This is a genomic window from Desulfosediminicola flagellatus, assembly GCF_005116655.2.
Lineage (GTDB): Bacteria > Desulfobacterota > Desulfobulbia > Desulfobulbales > Desulfocapsaceae > Desulfopila > Desulfopila flagellata.
The window spans coordinates 1,988,163-2,005,759 of the sequence record NZ_CP050698.1; the positions used below are offsets into that span (position 1 = coordinate 1,988,163).

At 43.1% G+C, this 17,597-nt stretch carries 13 protein-coding genes; 11 read left to right on the plus strand and 2 right to left on the minus strand.

From position 1 onward, the window contains the following. Positions 1 to 134 precede the first annotated feature (134 nt). The 9 genes from guaD to FCL46_RS08305 all read left to right on the plus strand — a co-directional run bounded on the left by guaD (position 135) and on the right by FCL46_RS08305 (position 10,962). Positions 135 to 1,466, plus strand: coding sequence for a guanine deaminase (guaD, locus tag FCL46_RS08265; RefSeq protein ID WP_136807275.1), 1,332 nt, complete (start codon positions 135 to 137; stop codon positions 1,464 to 1,466). 552 nt (positions 1,467 to 2,018) lie between these two features. After that, entirely contained in the window at positions 2,019 to 3,779 is a 1,761-nt protein-coding gene (locus FCL46_RS08270; RefSeq protein ID WP_167505861.1) for a methyl-accepting chemotaxis protein, read from the plus strand. Positions 3,780 to 3,883: 104 nt separating this feature from the next. Next, entirely contained in the window at positions 3,884 to 4,615 is a 732-nt protein-coding gene (locus FCL46_RS08275) for a substrate-binding periplasmic protein (protein WP_167505862.1), read from the plus strand. A gap of 269 nt (positions 4,616 to 4,884) precedes the next feature. Beyond that, on the plus strand, positions 4,885 to 5,226 hold the full coding sequence (locus tag FCL46_RS08280) for a TraR/DksA family transcriptional regulator (protein WP_136807281.1): 342 nt from the start codon (positions 4,885 to 4,887) through the stop codon (positions 5,224 to 5,226). Between the two features lie 88 nt (positions 5,227 to 5,314). Next, a complete protein-coding gene (locus tag FCL46_RS08285; RefSeq protein ID WP_136807283.1) occupies positions 5,315 to 5,857 on the plus strand; it encodes a hypothetical protein in 543 nt (180 codons plus the stop codon). Positions 5,858 to 6,396: 539 nt separating this feature from the next. Then, a complete protein-coding gene (locus FCL46_RS08290; protein WP_136807285.1) occupies positions 6,397 to 7,440 on the plus strand; it encodes a thiamine ABC transporter substrate-binding protein in 1,044 nt (347 codons plus the stop codon). A gap of 12 nt (positions 7,441 to 7,452) precedes the next feature. Beyond that, the gene (locus FCL46_RS08295) at positions 7,453 to 9,171 is read left to right on the plus strand and encodes an ABC transporter permease (RefSeq protein WP_136807286.1); all 1,719 of its coding nucleotides are present in this window, start codon (positions 7,453 to 7,455) and stop codon (positions 9,169 to 9,171) included. Positions 9,172 to 9,204: 33 nt separating this feature from the next. Beyond that, positions 9,205 to 10,302, plus strand: a complete 1,098-nt coding sequence (locus tag FCL46_RS08300; RefSeq protein WP_136807288.1) for an ABC transporter ATP-binding protein — start codon at positions 9,205 to 9,207, stop codon at positions 10,300 to 10,302. A gap of 18 nt (positions 10,303 to 10,320) precedes the next feature. Then, positions 10,321 to 10,962, plus strand: coding sequence for a thiamine diphosphokinase (locus FCL46_RS08305; protein ID WP_136807290.1), 642 nt, complete (start codon positions 10,321 to 10,323; stop codon positions 10,960 to 10,962). Here FCL46_RS08305 and FCL46_RS08310 read toward each other — a convergent pair. Further along, complete coding sequence (locus FCL46_RS08310; RefSeq protein ID WP_136807292.1) at positions 10,951 to 12,630, minus strand: AMP-binding protein; 1,680 nt, start codon at positions 12,628 to 12,630, stop codon at positions 10,951 to 10,953. The two genes, FCL46_RS08305 and FCL46_RS08310, sit on opposite strands and share 12 nt — an antisense overlap. A 580-nt stretch (positions 12,631 to 13,210) precedes the next feature. Between FCL46_RS08310 and FCL46_RS08315 the strand changes: the two genes are divergently transcribed. Further along, entirely contained in the window at positions 13,211 to 14,110 is a 900-nt protein-coding gene (locus FCL46_RS08315) for a phosphate/phosphite/phosphonate ABC transporter substrate-binding protein (protein WP_136807294.1), read from the plus strand. A 17-nt stretch (positions 14,111 to 14,127) separates the two neighbouring features. Next, positions 14,128 to 16,422, plus strand: a complete 2,295-nt coding sequence (locus FCL46_RS08320) for a response regulator (protein WP_136807296.1) — start codon at positions 14,128 to 14,130, stop codon at positions 16,420 to 16,422. Between the two features lie 68 nt (positions 16,423 to 16,490). Here the strand turns inward: FCL46_RS08320 and pyrC are convergent, their stop codons facing one another. After that, entirely contained in the window at positions 16,491 to 17,480 is a 990-nt protein-coding gene (pyrC, locus tag FCL46_RS08325; protein ID WP_136807298.1) for a dihydroorotase, read from the minus strand. Positions 17,481 to 17,597 lie beyond the last annotated feature (117 nt).

The window sequence follows — 17,597 nt, forward strand, 5'->3', positions numbered from 1 at the left end:
ATTGTCCCTTTCTTCACTACCTCATAGTTCCTGTGAGTCAGGATCATGTACAGCACGTATGTATTTTTTGGTCTGTTGCGACGTTTTACATGCGGGCAAAATAGATTAGCCATGAAAAAGAAGAGATTGTTAATATGACGAAGTCCATCAAGCCAACCCTATATCTTGCATCACTTTTACATTTTCTTTCTGACCCTGATATTGACGGTGAGAATGCCTATCAATATTTCGAAAACGGGGCAATGCTTGTTGAAGGCGGAAAAGTTGTTGAAATAGGTACGGCTGAAGCTGTTTTAGCTAATTATCATGGACAATACGGTTGTGCTGATCATCAGATAATTGATTATCAAGGTCATCTGATTATTCCGGGTATGATTGATACCCATATCCATTATCCTCAGGTTGAGGTGATCGCCTCATACGGTGAAAAATTACTGGATTGGCTTGAGAATTACACATTTCCCACTGAGGGGAACTTTGCAGACAAAGAACATGCAGCAAAGATTGCCAACTTTTTTCTGGATGAGTTACTTCGATGCGGTACAACCACTGCATTAGTATTTGGAACAGTTCACCCGCAGTCAGTAGATGCCTTTTTTGAAGCCTCAGTGAAGCGGAATACCCGAATGATCTGCGGTAAGGTGATGATGGATCGAAATGCACCTGAGTATTTGTGCGATACCCCTGAAAGCAGTTATGAAGACAGCAAGGTTTTAATTGAGAAATGGCATAACACAGGGCGTCAGTTATATGCGGTAACTCCGCGTTTTGCTATTACCTCAAGCAAAGAACAGCTCGTAAAGGCTGGTGAATTATATAACCAATACCCTGACGTCTATATGCAGACCCACATCTCGGAAGATAGAGACGAGGTTGCATTAGTTAAGGAACTTTTTCCTGAAAACACAGATTATCTTGATGTCTATGACCAGTATGGCCTGTTGGGTAAGCGCAGTGTTTTTTCCCACGGAATATATCTTACGTCACGGGAGCATAAGCGACTGCGGGAGACTGGTTCAAGTGTCTCATTCTGTCCCACATCCAACATGTTTATCGGCAGTGGATTGCTCGATATTACGACTCTGGAACAGGAAGACGTTGCTTACAGCGTTGGCACTGATGTAGGTGGTGGAACGAGTTTCTCAATGCTTAAGACATTACATGAAGCGTATAAAGTAACTCGCCTTAAAGGCAACAAATTATCGCCGTTAAAGAGCGTGTATCTGGCGACGCTGGGTGGCGCGAAGACACTTCAGCTCGAAGACAAAATAGGTTCATTTAAACAGGGTAACGAAGCGGATTTCGCTGTTTTGGATTTTAACTGCACACCACTTATGAGCTTAAAGCAGGGGACGTGTCACACACTGGAAGAAAAACTTTTCTCTATGATTATTCTGGGTGATGATAGAGCTGTTAAGGCTACCTATGTGGCTGGTGTCTGTGTTCATGAGCGCGATAACGCGTAAATATTTTGCTGATTTTCCCTATTTATCAGCTTGGCTTCATTAGAACTGTTTATCTTTTGTTCGTGATTTCCACGCATACTCACCTTGTGTAGTTGAGTATGCGTGGAAATCAGAAATACTTGTGCACTGCTCTCCTCTTGCCTCCCGCCTGCATTTCCCGAATTATAACTGGCAGATTTCAGGCCGATTACTTCAATTTCCACCATATTCGAGTTTTCAATATAACAGGTAATTCAGTTTTCCCCGGAGGTCGCGATATTACAGCTGGCTAGCTGTAATATAGAAATTGAAAATTTTGCATATCAGTCAACTAATTTGATAGGATTACCTTTAGGAGCCTGTCTGAGAATGTCTTTTGGGTCAAACTCTCCGGGATTTTCAAAAAATACTGTTCGCAGATAAGCGAACGAAGTGAGACTTCGATATCGTTTTTATGACTGTGCTTATTTTCTGAAAATGTCTCGATTTAGATCAAAAATCCTATTCTCGGACACTTTCCAGAAAACAAACATAGAGAAAGATTACAGCGTAATGCATCAGAGCATACCTGATATGCCTGGAAAAGCCTTAGGGGATCTAAAGCAAATGCCCATTAAAGAGAAGAGGGAAGAGGGAAGAACGTCATCGGTAACGCTCAAGCTTGCGATTATCAACAGTCTTGTTGTTCTGGTTTTGCTTGCCATAGTTGCAACATTTATCATGACACGCCAGAACGCACTGGTTAACTATATTCTAGGTGAATATCAGGGGATGGTTGAGGAGTCTTTTAATGATCAGGCCAGCCAAAACAGTTCCGATCTGAGTGGACGCCATAACATCAATACAAAAATTAGCAGTGGGATGGCCGGCTTCTTTGTCTATAATTTTGATACTGATGGTTTAAGAAACAATCTGCAAAATTTGATGGCATTGCCGGATATCGCGGCAATTCAGATAAAGGATGTGAGCGATAAGCCTTTTCTGGCTCTTTGGAAAAGTGAAGGTAGCGTAGAGTCAGCCGCAGAGGTAAATGGATCTGTTGTATTGCAGCCAGATAAGCAATTTACCGAAGATATGTACTATGGGGAGGAAAAGGTAGGAACCGTTACCTTGTACTACACTGATTCACTGTTGCTTGCACAAAGGGAAAAGAATCATCAGAAATTGACCAAAAAAGTTAATGGATTACGCAGTGAAATAGATAGCAAAGTTCGTTCTGCAACAATTTCTCAAAGTTCTGCATTTGTATGTATTATATTTGCGCTGGTTCTGTCTATCGTCCTTACCCTGAAAATTCTTGTGATAAACAGGTTGAAAAATATTACAAGCGGTCTTCGGGATATAGCAGAAGGTGAAGGCGACTTAACTAAACGCCTGGTAGATAAAACGAACGATGAAATCGGTGAATTGAGAAAGTGGTTCAATGTTTTTGTAGAAAAAATTCAGGATATTATTGCCGATGTTTCTGCAGGTTCTAAAGATCTCGATAATGAATCTGAGAGGCTCAACTTGCTCTCAACCAATATGAAAGATGATGCTGAGCAGGCATCTGTTAAGGCCGGTAATGTTGCAAACTCTTCTGAAGAGATGAGCACGAACATGAGCTCTGTAGCGGCAGCTATGGAAGAGGCTTCAACCAATATAAATATGGTTGCCGCTGCTGCAGAAGAAATGAATGCGACTATTAACAAGATCTCTGAAAATACTGATCATGCGATGACAATCGCTGTCAGTGCAGTTGATCAGACAGATAGTGCAACACGACAGGTCGATGAATTGGGAAGTGCGGCAGAAGGAATCGGAAAAGTTCTTGAGACAATTTCTGAGATATCTGAACAGGTCAACCTGCTTGCATTAAACGCAACAATTGAGGCAGCACGGGCCGGGGACGCCGGAAAAGGTTTTGCGGTAGTTGCCAACGAGATTAAAGACCTTGCCAAACAAACTGCTGAGGCCACTGGTGAAATCAAGAATAGGATTGAGGGCATACAAAACTCAACCAGAGGAACAGTTTCACATATTGAACAAATAGCCAGAGTGGTCAATGAAGTTAATGAAATAGTTTCGACCATATCTTTAGCAATCACTGAGCAGTCAACTGCCACAGAAGAAATCGCGCGTAATGTCGCACAGGCGAGTGAAGGGATTTCTGAAGTAAACCTGAATGTTGCGCAGTCTAACAGTTCGGTGGGAGCTATTTCAGAAGAAATTCATGAAGTGACTAACGCGGCTGAAAAAATTACAGAGAATAGTGTTGTGGTGAGTGAAAGTGCAGGAAAGCTGTCAAAACTGTCGAGTCAACTCAATACGATGGTAGGCAGATTCAAGGTGTGATTGGTAACCCGATTATGTCTTTCAGGGAAGGCAGGAGGTTGGTGCTTGCTTCTTGTATGAAAAAATACAAATCAATCCGAATCAAATACTCTGAGGAGAACACGATGAAAAAAGTTAACGTATTTCTATCTATTCTTGCTTTTGTACTGATGAGTTATTCTGGTGCGGCATTTGCCGAAGATTTTAAGATTATGACAGAAGAGTTTCCGCCATTCAATTATACTCAGGATGGAAAACTCACTGGGCTATCCAGCGAGGTTATGGTGGAATTGACTAAACGAGTCGGCCATCAGATGAACGCTGAAGTGTTGCCTTGGGCTAGAGCATACGGTTTAATTCAGCGCAAGGATGGCTTGATTCTTTACTCTATGACACGCACTGAAGCACGGGAAGAATTGTTTAAATGGGTAGGGCCGATTGCTTCAAACAAATGGGTGTTTTTCACAAAAAAAGGTAGCGGGATAGTAATCAATTCTCTGGAAGATGCAAAAAAAGTCAAGGCAATTGGCGCATATAAAGAAGATGCTGCTGAAACATTTCTGAAAGAGCAGGGATTTACCAATATTGATAGTGTTCCAAATGATGAACTGAATGTTCCAAAGCTTATGGGGGGCAGAATTGATCTCTGGATTGTAGGAGAGTTGCAGGGAATCCATAAAGCAAAGCAAAAGGGTGAAAGCGATAATCTTGAGAAAGTATTTGATGTTAAGGATACTCAGTTATACATAGCTTTTAGTAAAAACACTCCAGATGAGGTTATAACTACCTGGCAGAGCGCATTAGATGCTATCAAGGCTGACGGAACATACGATGCAATAGTAAAAAAATATATGTAGTTTTGTATCTAAACTACTTGGGTAAAATAGTTGTAGGTGGTTGCTGATTGAGTAACCACCTATGATTGTGTTGGGCTGTAAGATTTTCTTTTTACAGTTTCCAATTGTTACTTTCTTTGCAATTTCTTCGATGTAAACCTTCCTTGCGAATTCTCCTATATGATGATGTCCTTTGCAGTAATGCTTCAATACGCTATGGTAGAAGTTCGTAGCTGAGCTAACAGAAGCGGGAATTGCAAAAAAGAACCATAATTCGGATTGTAAATATTATGACAGAGCAAGAGTTACAGGAATATACGAATGTTCTTTTATCAGAGCAGAGAGAACTGAATGCGCTAAAGGCCAGTGAACAGGCCTCGACTCAGGCGGTAGCTCTTGATCAATCGAGTGTCGGCCGATTATCGAGAATGGATGCAATGCAGTCCCAGGCGATGGCGCTGGAAGGGAAACGCCGTAGAGATATTCAACTTACCAGGATAAAAGCAGCTTTAGAACGCATTGAAGAGGGTGAATATGGCTACTGTGCATCCTGCGATGAGGAGATTAATGTTCGTCGTCTCAAGGTTGATCCTGCCAACCCGTTTTGTGTGGAATGTGCATCGAAAATATGAAGAGCTTTTCGTATTTGTCTTGTGTTCCTCGGACAAGCTCCGAGAAAAAATATCTGCTTATAAATCATAATTCCGGAGTGCTGGCTGTATGCTCAAAGATTCAAATGTATTGCTTATTGGTGGAGTTGGTAGAAATGTTGGTAAAACGGAATTTGTCTGCAGAGTAATTGAAAAAATATCGCAAACCCACCAGGTGTATGGCTTGAAAGTTTCGGTCATTTATCCTGATGAACGACTGTTTCACGGAAGTCACTCTGATGAACTGGAGCAGAGCAGACTATTTGAAGAAACCAGTGCCGATTCCCGAAAAGATACTTCACGTATGCTGCGTGCAGGGGCCTTACGGGTGTTTTACCTGCAAAGTGACGAAGCAGGCATCCTTAAAGGGTATAAGGAATTTAGAAAGATCATTCCTGAAAATGCAGTGATTGTCTGTGAGTCAAACAGCCTCGGAGAAGTGCTGGTACCCGGTCTGAGCATTATGGTCAAATCTGAAACATCAGAGATTAAACCGAGAGCAATAGCGCAGCTTAAACGCGCCGATCTGACAATTGTTTCAGATGGCGTCTCCGGATTTACCGAACTGAACTCAATCGCCTTCGAAGATAAAAAAGGGTGGTATCTAGAATAGTGTAGATACGTGTTTCAAATTACCATTGAAACTCGGCATGTGTTAATGAGTCGCTTTTGTAATGGAGATGCAATCACTGACATAAGCCGGATCGACATGATACTATCTCAACAACATACAGAATATTCTATGTCTGATGAAGCTGGGCAGTTTATGTTTTTTACGCCTTACGCCTCACCTTACAGTTTATATGGTACGGCGATTTGCTGTGGAAGACCTGCAACGAAGTAGATCGGGCTTTTTACACGTCCATCAATGATCCTTGTTGCAAAGTTATGAGCGATAGCCTACTTTGACCGCAAAGAAACGGGAGCTTGAATGTACCGGGCTGAGAGGGGTTAAAAGTACAACCCGACCGTGAAACCTGATCCGGATAATGCCGGCGGAGGAAACATGAAGATCAAAACCGTCTCCTTACCTGAGACGGTTTTTTTTATTGGTTAATAGAATTTTTTATAGAGTGTATTTCCTATTGGGTTCCATCCCTGAATATCAATTGTCAGGGTAAAACTCACTACCACTTGGGAGGAAGATAAGATATGAAAAGAATGTGTTGCTTTGCAGCTACTGCTATCATGACAATGGTATGTCTGCTTGGATCAAATGTTTGGGCAGAGCAGGTAATTACCGTAATGACCCATGACAGTTTTGATGTCAGCAAGGAAGTTATCGCTGAATTTGAACAGGCCAATGGTGCCACGGTTCGTTTTTTGAAAGCAGGCGATGCCGGTGCTGCTCTGGTACAGGCAATTCTTTCCAAATCCAACCCGCTTGCAGATGTGTTTTACGGTGTAGATAATACGTTTTATTCCCGCGCGATTACAGGTGATATCTTTCTTCCTTATGATTCACCACTATTAAAAGACATTGCGCCTGAGCTTAAAATTGATAAAGAAAATCGCTTGATACCTGTTGATTATGGCGATGTCTGTCTCAATTACGACAAAGCCTGGTTTAAAGAAAAGGGTATTGCGCCACCTGCCGATCTTGATGATTTAATTAAACCTGCCTATAAGGGTCTTACTGTAATTGAGAATCCTGCTACCTCATCTCCCGGGCTTGCTTTTCTGCTGACCACAATCGGCAAATATGGCGAAGAAGGATACCTTGATTTCTGGAAAAAACTTCGAGCCAATAATGTCATGATATCAGCAGGGTGGGAAGACGCATATTTTGGTTATTTCACCGCTGCCTCTAAAGGCGACAGGCCTATAATTGTAAGTTACGCATCAAGCCCGCCAGCTGCTGTTTACTATTCTGAAACACCACTCACCGAGGCACCAACCGCTGCTGTTGTTATTGCAAACAATGCATTCCGCCAGATTGAGTTTGTTGGAATTCTAAAAGGAACCAAACAGGAAGAACTGGCCAGAAAACTTGTCGATTTCATGTTAAGTAAACGGTTTCAGGAAGATATTCCTCTTAAAATGTTTGTTTTTCCTGCTAACACCACAGCACAACTTCCTGAAGTTTTTGTTAAACATGCAGTAGTGGCTGAACAACCTGCTCAGGTAGATCCGCAAGCCATTGAAGAGAAGCGCGAGCAGTGGCTTGAGGACTGGACTAACACGATGCTTCGATAACCAGAGTTGCTCATGAGTATTTTGTTCGGTTTATCCGACAATAATGGAAAACGGTATTCCATCGCCTCATCTCAAGTTTGGCGCTGGTTACTGTTTTCGATCCCGCTGATCTTTTTGGCGCTGTTCTATTTTTATCCGCTTATAAAAATAGTTCTGCTGAGTTTTCTGCCAGAAGGCAGTTGGCAGCCGGATAAACTGAGCAGGCTATTCAGTAGTCCTGTCTATGCGCGTATTCTATGGTTTACTACGTGGCAGGCAGCGGTTTCGATGTTGCTAACCGTACTGTTGGCATTACCTGGCGCCTATATCTTTGCACGATACAGCTTTCGGGGTAAAAACATTTTACAGGCGTTGATGACGGTGCCTTTTGTTCTTCCAACAGTGGTAACCGCGGCCGCATTCAGGGCTCTGCTGGGTACAAACGGACTGGTTAACCGTATGCTCATGTCAGTGTTTGAGTTGCAGACTCCACCAATAGCAATAGATCAAACTGTCTATTTTTTCCTTCTGGCTCATATCTTTTATAATTACTCACTGGTTGTTCGAATTGTAGGTGGGTTCTGGGCTGGACTGGATCCTGATTTACGTTCGGCAGCAAAGATGCTTGGAGCTTCGCCCTGGCAGACATTTTATAGAATCACCCTTCCATTACTGCTTCCGGCCATTGGCTCTGCAGCGTTACTGGTGTTTATTTTCTGCTTTACCAGTTTCGGCGTTGTGCTGATACTTGGTGGTCCGGGTTATGCGACTATTGAGGTCGAAATCTACAGGCAGGCGGTACAGATGTTTAATCTGCCGATGGCTGCAGCACTTTCTCTTATTCAGATTGCTGTAAACTTTGCATTGATGTGGATCTATGCAAAGCTGGATGTTCAATCTAAAACCGGATTTTATACCGAATCGGCAAAATCCGTAGAGCCACTTCCTTCAACACTATTTAAACGTATATGGGTTGGCAGCAATATCGTATTTATGGTGCTGCTTCTCGCAACTCCGCTGACTGCGTTGATTGCAAGATCGTTTACAGGTGAAAATGGGGCCACCCTTGTATATTACACAGCACTCTTCACCACACAGGCACGATCTGTGTTTTTTGTTGAGCCGATTAGTGCTGTGGCAAACTCTATCGGATTTGCTGTTGCGGCTATGCTGCTTGCTGTCGTTCTTGGTCTTGCCGCCTCGATATTTTTATCACCTTCAAAAAGGCGCGGCAAATCGTTCTGGGATGCTCTGATTATGCTTCCATTGGCAACTTCTGCGGTAACTCTGGGTTTTGGTTATATCATCACCCTGAACAAACCTCCGCTGAACCTGCGCGATTCAATAGCAATGGTGCCGATTGCACATGCCCTCGTTGCCTTTCCGTTTGTTGTGCGATGCATTCTGCCGACTCTTAGACAAATTCCAGAATCTCTTCGCGAAGCGGCAACTATGCTTGGGGCTTCTCCTGCCCAGGTCTGGAAATATGTAGATCTGCCTATCATTACACGGGCAATTCTTGTAGGTGCTGTATTTGCGTTTTCGATCAGTATGGGGGAGTTCGGGGCTTCAGCGTTTGTCACACGTCCACATACTCCGACAATGCCCGTGGCAATTTTCCGATTTCTGGGCCAGCCAGGCGATTTAAACTACGGGCAGGCAATGGCTATGAGCAGTATTCTCATGCTTGTTACCTGCTCAGGTTTCTGGCTTATTGGTAAGGTCGATTCATCGCGATCACGCTTAAGCTGATATTTTTTACTCTATTCAAATCTTTCTAATAGCATGTCTATCCCAGCGAATAACACAAAAATTCTTGAGGTAAAAAATCTCACCAATCATTACCTCGGGCAAAAGCTTTTAGAGGATGTGAATCTCTCTTTAGTGAAAGGTGAAATTCTTTGTCTGCTTGGACCTTCAGGGTCTGGAAAGACAACATTGCTGCGCCTTATTGCCGGTCTTGAGCAGGAAACATCCGGTGAAGTGATGTTCAATGGCCGAAATATCCTCAAGGTTGCACCGCATAAGCGAAATATCGGTATGATGTTTCAGGAGTATGCACTGTTTCCACATAAGAGTGTGAGCCAGAATATCTCATTTGGGCTGGAAATGAAAAAATGTTCCACCAATCATCAGGAAAATGTAATTAAATCGATGCTTGAGCTGGTCGGCCTGACCGGCTTTGGTGATCGTAAGGTAGATGAACTGAGTGGCGGAGAACGCCAGCGTGTGGCACTGGCGCGAAGCCTTGCTCCTGAGCCTGATCTGCTATTGCTTGATGAGCCATTGGGATCGCTCGACCGGATTTTGCGTGAAAGACTCACCATAGAAATTCGAAGTATCCTCAAAAAAATCGGTGTTACGGCAGTTTTTGTGACCCATGATCAGGCCGAGGCGTTCAGTGTAGCTGACAAGGTCGCAATCCTTCAGGATGGAAGGTTGCAACAGATTGAAACTCCTGAAAACGTATACAGGTTTCCTGCAAACAGGGATGTTGCAGAATTTTTGGGATTTACCAATTTCATTGACGGCCAGATTACAGAAAATGGTAATTTTGTTTGTGGAGTCTCAGGCGTAAAAAATCTGCTGTTGAATGCAGAGAAATGGTGCGGAGATCATACACTTCTTATACGCCCGGAAGGTGCATGCGTGTGTGAAAACGGTGATGTTGAAACAGTTCAACCGACCGTTTCAGGCAGGGTGGTACTGTCCCGATTTCAAGGTTCAACATATAAGGTTGTAGTTGATGCCGGTGGTCAGGAGTGTATTTTTGATTTGCCTCTGGAACCAAAACCACCAGGGCCCGGCGAACACATAGATCTGGTGTTGCAACCATCGTCAATTCTGCTATTACGTTCAAAAAAAAGACTAGAAAATATTTAAAAATGTAAAGGAAGGGTTATGCAGGTCGTCATCTTTGCAAATGGAAAAGAACCATGTCCACCTGATGCAGTACGTAGAGCCAATAGTGCAGATTTCATTATTGCAGCAGATGGTGGAGCTGAGTATTGCGACAATTTCGGAATTGTCCCTGATGTGCTTGTAGGTGATCTGGATTCAATTGCAGCGAATCTTCTCAAACAGTATGAAACAGAGGATGTTGAAATAATTCGTCACCCTGTAAGAAAAGATTCAACTGACTTGGAGCTTGCACTCGAAATTGCCTTGGAAAGAGGCGCGGAACGTATCGAATTATACGGTGCCCTGGGTGGAAGATGGGATATGAGCATCGCCAATATTTTCCTTGCCGGTGCTGGAAAATTCAGTGGTCTTGAAATCACGCTTTACGGGGTTGATTGCCAGATGCATATTCTCCAGCCATTACGCGAACAGCGGTTTAGCAATTACCTGAATACACCGGTCACATTGCTGCCATTATTTGGTGATGTGACCGGTGTATCATTGCAAGGGTTTGAATATCCACTTAGAGGTGCAAAAATTGTCTCAGGATCAACGCATGGCGTCAGTAATGTCATTGTAGAACGGTCTGCCACGATTAATCATCAGGATGGCGTTCTGCTCTGCATTATTTCATGTACCTGATCCTTTCAGTTCTCCTATCATTGCCTCTTTCATTTTGAATTTCTGAATCTTACCTGTAACTGTCATCGGGTATTCCGTTACCATACGAATATGTTTCGGTATTTTATAATGGGCAATGTGTTCTTTGCAGTAATTGTATATATCCTCTGCTGTTAACGATTGATCGGGGGCCGGACGTATCCAGGCGCAGACCACTTCTCCTAATTTCTCGTCTGGCACACCAAACACCTGAACATCGAGAATGTGCGGATGTGTATAGAGGTATTCTTCAATTTCCCGCGGGTATATATTTTCCCCCCCCCTGATAATCATATCTTTTAGTCTGCCAACGACACTGCAATATCCCTGATCGTCAATAACGGCGAGGTCTCCGGTATGCATCCAGCCTGCTTCGTCTATAACCTCGCGTGTCCGCTCTTTGTTGCCCCAATATCCCTGCATCACCAGATAACCTCTGGTCAACAGTTCACCGACAGTACCTCTTGGTACGACATTACCATGAGCGTCAATAATTTTTGCTTCGGCATGGGGCTGTATACGTCCTACAGTGGTCACCCGTTTTTCAACGTCATCTTTTGTCGAGCTTTGAAAGCTGACCGGGCTCGTTTCTGTCATGCCATAGGCAATGGTAATTTCGGACATATGCATCTGGTCCATTACTCTTTTCATGACTTCTATTGGGCAGGGGGCTCCGGCCATTATGCCTGTACGCAGGGTATCGAGCCGGAAGTCTCGAAATCCAGGATGATCCAGTTCAGCAATAAACATAGTGGGCACGCCATGAAGCGCGGTGCAATGTTCTCTTTGGATGCTCTCAAGTGTTGAGACTGGATCAAAGCCTTCAGCAGGATAAATCATTGCTGCACCATGAGTTGTGCAGGCAAGGTTGCCAAGTACCATGCCGAAGCAATGATAGAGTGGAACAGGGATGCATAGCCTGTCTATTTCACTGAATTTCATTGCTTCGCCAACAAAATAACCGTTGTTGAGGATATTGAAATGAGTAAGTGTGGCACCTTTTGGTGTCCCGGTTGTGCCGCTGGTAAACTGGATATTTATCGGTGAATCGAATTGGAGGGACTGTGCAATATCCACAAGGCGTGCATGGTCTTTTTCACGGGCCAATTCCAGTACTTCTTGAAATCTGAACATACCCGGTAGTGGTTCGTCCCCTGTCTGAATCAGAAATTTCAGGTGAGGTAGGATCTTAGCTCGTATATTTCCAGGCGTAGATTGAGCGATCTCCGGTACAAGTGAATTGATCATTTCCAGATAATTGCTCGTTTTGAACGTACTTGCGAGTATGAGAGCTTTTGCCTGGACTGTTTTCAGTGCGTATTCCAGTTCTGAAAGCCTATAGGCGGGATTGATGTTTACCAGAATAAGACCGCATTTCGCCGTTGCATATTGCGTTATGACCCATTCGCTGCAATTGGGTGACCATATACCAACTCTGTCACCAGGTTCTAATCCCAGGGCTAAGAGGCCTGCAGCAAAATCGTTAACCCGTTTTTGGAGTTCTTTATATGACCAGCGGACCTTCTGGTGTCGAACAATCAGGGCATCCTTATCTGGAAATCGAGCGACAGTGTTGTCAAAGTTTGTGCCGATTGTTTCGCCACGAAGAGCAATAGGACTGGCACCGTGGACATACGATTGTTTGAGCATCCTGAACCTCCTTTCGGTTAGGAGATTGTCGGGCTGAACCTTTTAGATCAACTCGGCGTTGTGTAGAAAAATTAGTGCCCGCAGGTAGGTGTTGACTCCGATAACCATTAGAATGATGCACTTAATTTTCCAGCAATGCCGAGATTTGAGGTCAAAACGCTTAAACCGACAGACTCCCAGGATTATCCATATTTGTAGATGCAATATTACAAGGAACTTCTATATGGCTGATGTTCAATCGTATCGCATTCCGGACAAAGCAGGCAAAGAAAAATGATAGTAAAGTTATAGTACGGTATGAGATTCAGCTGTTTCACCGTTAGCCAGGAATTCTCATCGATACAATTTTTCGTAGCCAGGTGATTGTAGTGAACCAGGAAATGTCAGGAATAGGTATTCTTTCAATTAATTGATCTGAGAACAGTTGGTGTGATACACTTATTAGGTAAAAGTATGAAGATATATAATTTTTCTGCTCGCAGAAAAATTAGAGGTAACACGTTCAATCTTAAAGGATCAGCAGATAATAACATGCTGAAGCTCCTCATTCTATAATAGATTCGCTACAAGGTTTGAGTGTATGTTTATACCTAAAAAAAGATGGACACCGGTTGTACTGTTCATTCTGTTTGTCGTTTTCCCGCAGATGCTTTTGGCACGAGACATCGTTATTGGCTCTATAAATGATAACCCTAAAGAAGAGGTTCAAACTTTTCTACCCATTGCAAAGTACCTTGGAGAAGAATTGCAAAAAGATGGGATAGAAAAGGGGAAAGTGGTCATAACACGAAGCATGGAAAAGATGGCAGAACTGTTATCAGTAGGAAAAGTTGATCTCTATATTGATAGCCCCTACCCAATCCTCAATGTGAGTAACTTGAGTGGCGGGGTGTTTTTTCTAAGGCGCTGGAAAGGTGGTTTGAGTGGGTATCATTCTGTGATTTTCACACATAAAGATAGCACTATTACGACGCTGGAAGATCTTAAGGGAAAGATGATTGCCTTTGAAGAACCGTGGTCATCATCTTCATATTTTCTGCCCAAACACAGCCTTATGCAACACAACATATCTCTTGTAGAAAAGAATAATTTTAGAGAATCTGTCGAAGGTGGAAAATTAGGGTATGTGTTTAGCTATTCTGATAAAAATACCATGTTTTGGGTCTTGAATAAACAGGTGGATGCGGGCGGAATGAGTCTGGAAAAAATGAACCGACATGCTAAAGACAATATAGACAGTATCCGTATCATTCATCAGACGTTTTATATCCCACGCCATGTGGTTTTACATCGTGCAGACCTCGAACCTGAACTGGTTGCACGAATCACAGAGATTCTCACAGAAATGGATAAGACGGAAAAAGGTCGGGAGGTCCTGAAAGCTTTTGAGGAGACAGCTAAATTCGATGCAATTCCAGAGGATTCTCTTAAGGCAATGCAGGATGGATTGAAGTTTATGCGCGAAAATGTCGGCGAATAATACTCTGGTTTAATCGTATGAGTATTCGTTCAAAACTTATCCTTTTTACTCTTGGAATCATATTATTCGTAGGTGCAGGGATTAGTTTCTATTCAATTTATTCTGATAATACGAGAGCCTATGAGATATTTGAGAAAGAATGTAAAATCACAATCAGTTTCCTCACGTCTGCAATAATCAACGATGTCTATTTCCTCGATGTTAACTCTCTCGACGGTAAGTTACAGGATGCCTTTGTGCACCCTGGTATAAACAGTATGGTTGTTTATGATACACAAGGAGCTGTTCTGGTAGGCCATGGGCGTGAAGGACAGAATGAAGATTTTACAGTAAAACTGGATAAAACGATCTTCGATGAACGTCTTTCCTCACATATTCAAAAGGAAGATACACGCTGGCTGATGATTGGAGAAATCCCATTTCCTGATGGTACCATTCTTGGCTATCTCGCTATAGAGTTTTCTATTGAAAGTCTTAAAGAACGGATTGCCGATACTCTGAAACGACAACTTATGGCCACCGCCCTTGCCCTCCTGCTTGGCACAGCCCTAGCCTACTTTCTGGCTACTGCCCTTAGTAGCCGCATTAAGATAATTCTCTCAGGGTTTCAGCGTGTAGGTGAAGGGGAACTCGAAACACAGTTGTATATTAGTTCAAAAGATGAGCTCGGAGAATTAGCAATCCAGTTCAATAAAATGACAAATCGCCTTGCACGATATTGGAGTGATGTGGATGAGGCTCGTATTAAGGCGGAGAGAGCTAATGAGGCTAAGAGTATGTTTTTGGCCAACATGAGCCATGAAATTCGTACTCCTATGAATGGTCTAATGGGGATGGCGGAACTCCTGCTTTCTACTGATTTACGATCAGACCAGAGGCGATATGCCAATACCATCATTAATTCAGGGGATACCCTTTTAAACGTAATAAACGATATTCTTGATTTTTCAAAAATCGAACAGGGGGAACTGATATTTGAAAACAGGTGGTTTGATATTCGCAATGTTCTTGAGGATATTGCTGAGTTGTTTGCTCCAAGGGCGTATATTAAACGACTGGAGTTACTGCTCTCTATATCTGACGATCTGCCGGTTAAATATTACGGTGATTCCCACAGACTACAGCAGGTAGTTTCAAACTTTTTAAATAATGCCATTAAATTCACCCATGAAGGGGAAATAGAAATAGAGGCCTTTGCTGGGGAGGGACATGGCGGGATACAAACGTTATCCATTTTTATTCGAGATACAGGTATTGGAGTGGATGAGGAAACCAAAACGCGTCTTTTCACTCCATTTACCCAGGCTGATGAATCGACGACACGTAAATACGGTGGTACAGGCCTTGGGTTGGCTATAAGCAAATCCATAATTGAAACTATGGGTGGGGCAATCAGCATGGAAAGCAAAGTCGGTTATGGTACACGAATTGGTTTTGAAATTCCGCTTAAGGCTGATGATTCTATCCCGAAAGATGGTTCAATCGACAGGCTGGCCGGGTTGAGATCGTTACTAGTTGATGATAATGAGCGATCGTTGGAAATTCTCAGTAAACAATTATCTTCATGGAACGTTCAGAATGTAATAACAGCACATGGCTTTGATGCAATTGCGGAATACAAGCAATCGATGAATGCTGGTGTGGCTTTCGATGTAATTATAATTGATCAGGAATTACCAGATATCAATGGGGTGAAACTGGCTGAACACATTTTTGATATAGCAAAAGGTATTCCTCCCAACCTGATTATACTTGTTCCCAACTGGGCTAATAGTGAATCTATTTATGCCAATGGCAGGATACCGTTGCACTGTATTGCAAAGCCGGTAAGGTCGAATGATTTGCAACGGGCTTTACTGGCAGGACGTCAGGAAGATATATCATACGACCGGGCTGAAATACGCCGTGGCGGCAGTTTAAAAGTTTTCCGAAATTCACTGGCAGGTAAAATCCTTCTGGTTGAAGATAATGCAGTGAATCAAGAGGTTGCGCTTGGCACACTGAGGCTGTTCGGCTGTGTGGTTGATTGTGCAGTTGATGGTAATGAGGCTATTGAGATGTGGGAAAAAACATTTTACGATCTTATTCTGATGGATTTGCAAATGCCGGAAATGGATGGATATCAGACAACAAAAGAAATCCGGTCCCGTGAAAAGATCAAAGGAGGCCATACACCAATTATCGCTCTCACCGCACATGCTCTCAAAGGTGAGGAGGGGAAATGTATTAAAGCGGGAATGGACGGTTATCTACCGAAACCGTTTGACACTGTCGAACTTCACGACACCTTGCAACACTGGATTTCGGAGTAATGTAGAAATTCGTGGCGTAAAGAAATGCCGTGCATCTGTAATGTATTATCTGTTTGTTGCTAAGAGTGCTATATGAGCGACCAGCGGAGAGTCTGTTCTGCATAATAAGGCACCACATCACCATACTTTGCAGGAACCTCCCACGCAGTATCGGTAAGCGCGACCTCTTTTTTAGGAACAGTGAGTCCGTAGCGGTTAATAGCATAGTCACTCACGAATCCCTGCAGCAATTCAAGACAGTTTTGTTCTTCGAATATCTGGGCAAGCAGTGGAAGAGCAACAGGAGCAGAGAATACGCCTGCAGCACAACCTACACATTCTTTTTTATGACGTGGATGTGGAGCGGAATCTGAGCCAAACAGGATTTTTTTATTGCCACTGAAAACAGCTTCACGCAGTGCTTCGCGGTCGGTAGGTCTTTTTGCTATGGGCTTGCAAAACAGATGGGGTTGCATCATTCCGCCTACAACATCATCAAGTGTGAGTAGAAGGTGGTGGACGGTTACTGTTGCTGAGACATTTTCATGTTTTTCAAGAAACCTTACCGCTGCCTCTGTTGTGATATGCTCCATTATTACATGCAGGCGCGGGTATTGAGTTGCTATAGTTTGATATACATCGAGGAACTCTTTTTCTCTATCCATCACAAAGCCGTTACTCTCACCATGTACCAGCAGCGGTATCTGCAGATCTTCCATTATTTGCAGAGTCGGTTCAATTGCTGAAAAATCTGATACACCATTTTCACTCTGGGTGGTAATTCCGGCTGGATAGAGTTTAATACCAATAATTTTATCTCTGACTTGCTCTAGCTCTTCTCGTGTATAGGGTCTGAAAAACAACGTCATAAATGGTTCGAAATTTTCATGGCCACAACATTTTTTGATATCATTACGGTACTGTTCAACTTTTATAAGCGAATCAACAGGGGATATGAGGTTGGGCATGATTACAGCGCCGGAAAACTGCTGGGCAGTAAATGGAGCAACATGTTTAAGCATGTCACCTTCACGAAGATGAAGGTGCATATCCAGGGGCGAGTTGAGTAGTAATTTCATAATGTAAGCGTCTTGAGTAAGGAAAGAGTTGAGATAATAGACTTGATTGAGAATAACTGAAAAATAGCGTGATTGACAGTCCTAACCTGGATTTCTCATCAATACAGGTAGTCGCAG

Coding starts and splice junctions, on each gene's coding strand:
- guaD (WP_136807275.1), top strand. CDS start 135: ATGACGAAGTCCATCAAGCCAACCCTATATCTTGCATCACTTTTACAT.
- FCL46_RS08270 (WP_167505861.1), top strand. CDS start 2,019: ATGCCTGGAAAAGCCTTAGGGGATCTAAAGCAAATGCCCATTAAAGAG.
- FCL46_RS08275 (WP_167505862.1), top strand. CDS start 3,884: ATGAAAAAAGTTAACGTATTTCTATCTATTCTTGCTTTTGTACTGATG.
- FCL46_RS08280 (WP_136807281.1), top strand. CDS start 4,885: ATGACAGAGCAAGAGTTACAGGAATATACGAATGTTCTTTTATCAGAG.
- FCL46_RS08285 (WP_136807283.1), top strand. CDS start 5,315: ATGCTCAAAGATTCAAATGTATTGCTTATTGGTGGAGTTGGTAGAAAT.
- FCL46_RS08290 (WP_136807285.1), top strand. CDS start 6,397: ATGAAAAGAATGTGTTGCTTTGCAGCTACTGCTATCATGACAATGGTA.
- FCL46_RS08295 (WP_136807286.1), top strand. CDS start 7,453: ATGAGTATTTTGTTCGGTTTATCCGACAATAATGGAAAACGGTATTCC.
- FCL46_RS08300 (WP_136807288.1), top strand. CDS start 9,205: ATGTCTATCCCAGCGAATAACACAAAAATTCTTGAGGTAAAAAATCTC.
- FCL46_RS08305 (WP_136807290.1), top strand. CDS start 10,321: ATGCAGGTCGTCATCTTTGCAAATGGAAAAGAACCATGTCCACCTGAT.
- FCL46_RS08310 (WP_136807292.1), bottom strand. CDS start 12,630: ATGCTCAAACAATCGTATGTCCACGGTGCCAGTCCTATTGCTCTTCGT.
- FCL46_RS08315 (WP_136807294.1), top strand. CDS start 13,211: ATGTTTATACCTAAAAAAAGATGGACACCGGTTGTACTGTTCATTCTG.
- FCL46_RS08320 (WP_136807296.1), top strand. CDS start 14,128: ATGAGTATTCGTTCAAAACTTATCCTTTTTACTCTTGGAATCATATTA.
- pyrC (WP_136807298.1), bottom strand. CDS start 17,480: ATGAAATTACTACTCAACTCGCCCCTGGATATGCACCTTCATCTTCGT.